This is a genomic window from Arthrobacter agilis, assembly GCF_002953615.1.
Taxonomy (GTDB): Bacteria; Actinomycetota; Actinomycetes; order Actinomycetales; family Micrococcaceae; genus Arthrobacter_D; species Arthrobacter_D agilis_B.
In genome coordinates this window covers 3,119,649-3,124,574 of the sequence record NZ_CP024915.1, presented here as the reverse complement: position 1 = coordinate 3,124,574, position 4,926 = coordinate 3,119,649, and the positions used below count along the sequence as shown (strand labels likewise).

Sequence of the window (4,926 nt, the reverse complement as noted above, 5' to 3'; positions counted from 1 at the left end):
CCTCTACCTCTACTCGGCCGCCGAGACCCTGGGGACGCCCCGGGACCAGATGACCGAGGACCTGATCGCCGGCAAGGCCCGGTACTCGAGCATCTTCAACTACCCCGTCCTCACCTGGGCCGACATCGGCGCGATCGGGTGGCTCGTTGACGGAGCCGCCATCTGCAACCAGGTCCCGCTGTGCCGGGCGTCCTACGGCCCGTACGGCCGGGCGATGGTGCGGATCTGCAAGGAGGAGTCGTTCCACCAGCGGCAGGGGTTCGAGATCCTCCTCGAGCTCGCCAACGGGACCCCCGCCCAGCGGGCGATGGCGCAGGACGCCGTCGACCGCTGGTATGCGCCCTCACTCATGATGTTCGGGCCCCCCGACGAGGATTCGCCCAACTCGCAGAAGTCGATGGAGTGGAACATCAAGCGCTTCTCCAACGACGAGCTACGCTCGCGCTTCGTGGGCATGATGGTCGAGCAGATCAAGGTCCTCGGGCTCGAGCTGCCGGACAAGGACGTGCGCTACGACGAGGAGACGGGGCGCTGGCACCACGGACCCCTCGACTGGAACGAGTTCAAGGAGGTCCTCGCCGGCCGCGGGCCCTGCAACGCGCAGCGCATGGAGCGGCGCCGCGAGGCCCACGAGGAAGGCGCCTGGGTCCGCGAGGCCGCAGCGGCTTACGCGCAGAAGCAGGCCCTGAAGCACGGGAAGGCGGCCTAGATGACCGGCGGATCGACGACGGGCGACGACGGCGCGAAGGCACCGGCGTCGGGCCCGCAGGAGACACGCGCCGCCTGGCCGCTGTGGGAGGTGTTCGTCCGTTCGTCCCGGGGCCTCTCGCATGTCCACGCGGGGTCGCTGCACGCCCCCGACGCCGAGATGGCCGTCCGCAACGCCCGTGACCTCTACACGCGGCGCAACGAGGGCGTCAGCCTGTGGGTGGTCCCGGCGTCGTCCATCATCACCAGCGATCCCGATGCGAAGGACCGTTTCTTCGAGTCACCGCAGGGCAAGGACTACCGCCACGCCACGTACTACACCAAGAGCGAGGGAGTGAAGCACCTGTGAGCGAGGCGAACGCCAGTGCCACGCGCATCACGCCGGGCAACGCACTGCGGCCCGAGGACATCGCGCTCCTGGACACCAGGCCCGGCGACGCCGTCGGGCAGTACGCGCTCGGGCTGGGCGACGACGCGCTGATCCTGGCCCAGCGGCTCGGCTGGTGGATCTCCCGGGCACCGGAGCTCGAGGAGGACGTGGCCCTCGCCAACATCGCACTGGACCAGATCGGCCACGCCCGGTCCTTCCTCACCTACGCCGGACGGGCGTGGGACAGGACCGAGGACGACCTCGCGTACTTCCGGCGGGAGCCCGAGTTCCGCTCCGTGCACCTGGTCGAGCAGCCCAACGGGGACTTCGCCCGCACGATCGCCCGGCAGCTCGTCGTCTCGCTCTACCAGTGGGAGCTCTACTCCCGCCTCGTGGACTCGACCGACGCGACGATCGCCGCGATCGCCGCGAAGGCCGTCAAGGAGGTCGACTACCACCGCGACCACAGCATCCAGTGGGTCCTGCGCCTCGCGCTCGGTACCGACGAGTCGCGCCGCCGGATGATCGCCGGCCTCAAGCTCACCTGGCCCTACGTGGACGAACTGTTCGCCGACCACCCCCTGATCGACGAGGTAGACGGCGCGGGGGTCCGCCCGAGCACCCTCCGCGCGCCCTTCGACGCGGCGATCCAGGCGGTCCTCGACGAGGCGGACCTCGAGCGCCCCGCCGTCCCCGGTGCCGTCGGTGGCGGCCGGTCGGGACGCCACAGCGAGCACCTCGGGTACATTCTCGCCGAGATGCAGGTGCTGGCCCGCGAGCATCCCGGTGCGTCGTGGTAGCGCTGACGGACCTGCGCCGGACCGCTGCCGATGCCGCCGTCTGGGACATCGCGGCCACCATCTGCGACCCGGAGATCCCCGTCCTCACCATCGAGGACCTGGGTGTGCTGAGGGACGCGCACGTCACGGAGACGGGGCAGGCCGTCGTCACCATCACGCCCACCTATTCGGGCTGCCCGGCGATGGATGCCATCCGCGACGACGTGACCACGGCGCTCCGCGCGTCCGGGTACGACGACGTCGCGGTCCGCCTGGTCCTCGCGCCCGCCTGGACCACGGACTGGATGAGCGACGGCGGCAAGGCCAAGCTCGCGGAGTACGGTATCGCGCCCCCCACGGGCACGGCGGCAGCCGGTCCCGTGCGGATCGGCCTGAGCGTCAAGTGCCCCCAGTGCTCCTCGTTGAACACGCGCGAGATGACGCGCTTCGGCTCCACGTCCTGCAAGGCCCTGTACGTCTGCAACGACTGCAGGGAACCCTTCGACTACTTCAAGGTGCACTGATGGCAGTTGTCCTCGCCCCCTCGACGAAGCGGCGCAGCGCCTTCTCCAGCCTGACCGTGCGGGAGGTCCGCCGCCTGACGGAGGACGCCGTCGAGGTCACGCTCGACGTCCCGGAAGAACTGCAGGACCGCTACGACTACCTGCCGGGCCAGTACGTGGCCCTTCGCGCGACGCTCGACGTCGACGGCGAACCGAAGGAGGTACGCCGCAGCTACTCGATCTGCGCCGACCCGCGCCCCGGGGAGCTCCGCGTCGCAGTGAAGCGCGATCTCGGCGGGATCTTCTCCACCTGGGTGAACGAGTCCCTGAAGGCGGGGGACACCCTGGAGGTCATGAGTCCGCTCGGACAGTTCACGCCGCGCACCACGCCGGGCCAGGCGGCCGTCTCGCTCGTAGCCGTCGCCGCGGGGTCGGGCATCACCCCGGTGCTCTCGATCGCCCGGTCCATGCTGGCCGCCGGTCCGCACGTCCGGTTCGATCTCATCTACGCGAACCGGGCCGCGATGGACGTCATGTTCCTCGAGGAACTGGCTGACCTGAAGGACCGCTACCCCTCGCGCTTCGCACTGCACCACGTCCTGTCCCGTGAACAGCGCATCTCGCCGCTGCTCACGGGCAGGATCGACGCGGAGAAGCTGGAGAGACTGCTCGGCACCGTCCTTGCTGCCGAGCGCGTCGACGAGTGGTTCCTCTGCGGCCCGTTCGAACTCGTGCAGCTGTGCCGCGACTCGCTCGCGGAGCGCGGCGTGCCGGCGGACAGGGTGCGCTTCGAACTGTTCACCACGGGCGAGCCCACCCGGCCCGAGGGGAGCATCGGACGCCCCGTGGCCCCGGCCGACGCCGGCCAGAACTACAGCATCTCCTTCAACCTCGACGGGCTGAAGGGGAGTGTCCAGAGCCCCACGCACGCGCGCGAGTCCATCCTCAACGCGGCGCTGCGCGTGCGGCCCGACGTGCCGTTCGCCTGTGCGGGCGGGGTCTGCGGGACCTGCCGCGCCAAGGTCGTCGAGGGGACGGTGGAGATGGAGGAGAACTACGCCCTCGAACCCGACGAGGTGGCGAACGGGTTCGTCCTCACCTGCCAGGCACACCCGACCAGCGATTCCGTCTCCGTCGACTACGACGCCTAGGAGGAACCATGCCTGCATCACCGACCACGACGCCGGCCGGGACCGGCGCCGGCATGATCCGGCTCGCCGTCGCGGACGGCGTCGCGGAGATCGTCCTCGACGCCCCCTACCGGCTCAACGCCGTCGACGAGTCGGCGCTCGCCGACCTCTCGGCCGCCTACGACGTCGCCGCTGCCGGGGTCCGAGACGGCACGGTCCGGGCCCTCGTCCTGCGGGGCGAGGGGCGCGCCTTCTGCGCAGGCCGGGATCTCGGCTCGATCGAACCCGGGACCGACGACGCCCATCGCTTCCTCGACGCCACCCTGACGCCGCTGCTGCGGAAGATGGCGGAGTTCCCCGCACCGACGTTCGCTGCCGCCCACGGTGCGTGCCTCGGCGTCGGGCTGGGTCTGCTGATCGCCACGGACGTCGTCTACGTCGCGGAGAACGCGAAGATCGGGTCCCCGTTCGCCAACCTCGGCCTCGCCCTCGACTCGGGCGGGCACTGGCTGTTCACGGAGCGGCTCGGTCCGCACCGCGCCCTCGACCTCATGTACACGGGGGATCTCCTGACCGGCGCCGAGGCCGTGGCCGGCGGGCTCTTCAGCCGTGCGGTACCGGCGGCCGACCTGCTCGAGCTGACCCGGACGAAGGCCGCCCGTGCCGCCCGCGGACCGCTGCAGGCCCTCGTCGCCTCCAAGCAGCTGGTCGGCCGGATCCGTGACGAGCGCCTCGGGCTGTGGCAGGCCATCAGCGGCGAGAACGACGTGCAGGGCGTCCTCGGTGCCTCCGACGACTACCGCGAGGGCCTGGAGGCGTTCCGGGAGAAGCGGGCGCCGCGCTTCGGAGCCTGACGCCGGAAGGCCCGGGTGTCGCCTGCCATGGACGACGCTGTCCGTTCCACTTCGGCTGCCGTTCCGCCCGCACCCGGCTCGAGGACGACCGTCGGGCTGCCCGAGCCGGGTGCGGGCGCAGGCGGTGTCCGCCGACATTGGCCAGCCGACCGTGCGTGGGCGAGGCGGTGGCGTCCGCCGCCCCGCGGACCTTTCCGCAACCGCCGCCCAGGCGGGCGGGTAGAGCAGGACGTGTCCGCTGCGACTCCTCAGCCGCACGACGTGGACGGTCATCCAGTCGGCCAGCACCAGCAGGGCGGGCGGCCAGACCCGTGCGAGCACGTCCCGGCCGAGCGAGCGGAAGGGTCCCGCCCGGTCGGGATGCGCTGGAACGACGGTTTGACGCTCCGTCCGGCGCGGTCCTAGCGGGTCGGACGCCGGGTGAAGACCAGGTGCACGACCCCCTGCGGGGAAGGGGTCGCTTCGATGTCGAAGCGCTGTTCGAGTCCTTCGAGCGAATCCCAGAGCCGCTCGCCCCGCCCCAGGACGATCGGGACGAGGACGATGTGCAGGTGGTCGATCAGATCGGCCTCGAGGAACTGC

6 protein-coding genes and 1 pseudogene are annotated in these 4,926 nt (G+C 71.0%); 6 read left to right on the top strand and 1 reads right to left on the bottom strand.

What is annotated here, in order from left to right; translation table 11 throughout:
• From paaA to CVO76_RS15245, 6 genes are all read left to right on the top strand, one after another.
• The coding region (gene paaA / locus CVO76_RS15270; RefSeq protein ID WP_208739997.1) for a 1,2-phenylacetyl-CoA epoxidase subunit PaaA at positions 1–709 on the top strand (709 nt) is incomplete at its 5' end.
• On the top strand, positions 710–1,057 hold the full coding sequence (gene paaB, locus CVO76_RS15265; protein WP_133081134.1) for a 1,2-phenylacetyl-CoA epoxidase subunit PaaB: 348 nt from the start codon (positions 710–712) through the stop codon (positions 1,055–1,057).
• Entirely contained in the window at positions 1,054–1,878 is an 825-nt protein-coding gene (paaC, locus tag CVO76_RS15260) for a 1,2-phenylacetyl-CoA epoxidase subunit PaaC (RefSeq protein ID WP_133081133.1), read from the top strand. The genes paaB and paaC overlap by 4 nt, the downstream gene beginning before the upstream one ends.
• The gene (paaD, locus tag CVO76_RS15255; protein WP_279628580.1) at positions 1,872–2,381 is read left to right on the top strand and encodes a 1,2-phenylacetyl-CoA epoxidase subunit PaaD; all 510 of its coding nucleotides are present in this window, start codon (positions 1,872–1,874) and stop codon (positions 2,379–2,381) included. Before paaC ends, paaD begins: the two co-directional genes overlap by 7 nt.
• Entirely contained in the window at positions 2,381–3,511 is a 1,131-nt protein-coding gene (gene paaE, locus CVO76_RS15250; protein WP_133081131.1) for a 1,2-phenylacetyl-CoA epoxidase subunit PaaE, read from the top strand. The genes paaD and paaE overlap by 1 nt, the downstream gene beginning before the upstream one ends.
• Before the next feature lie 53 nt (positions 3,512–3,564).
• Positions 3,565–4,344, top strand: coding sequence for an enoyl-CoA hydratase/isomerase family protein (locus CVO76_RS15245; RefSeq protein ID WP_208741850.1), 780 nt, complete (start codon positions 3,565–3,567; stop codon positions 4,342–4,344).
• A 401-nt stretch (positions 4,345–4,745) separates the two neighbouring features.
• Here the strand turns inward: CVO76_RS15245 and CVO76_RS15240 are convergent.
• Positions 4,746–4,926: pseudogene (locus tag CVO76_RS15240) on the bottom strand (dihydrofolate reductase family protein); the annotation flags it as partial.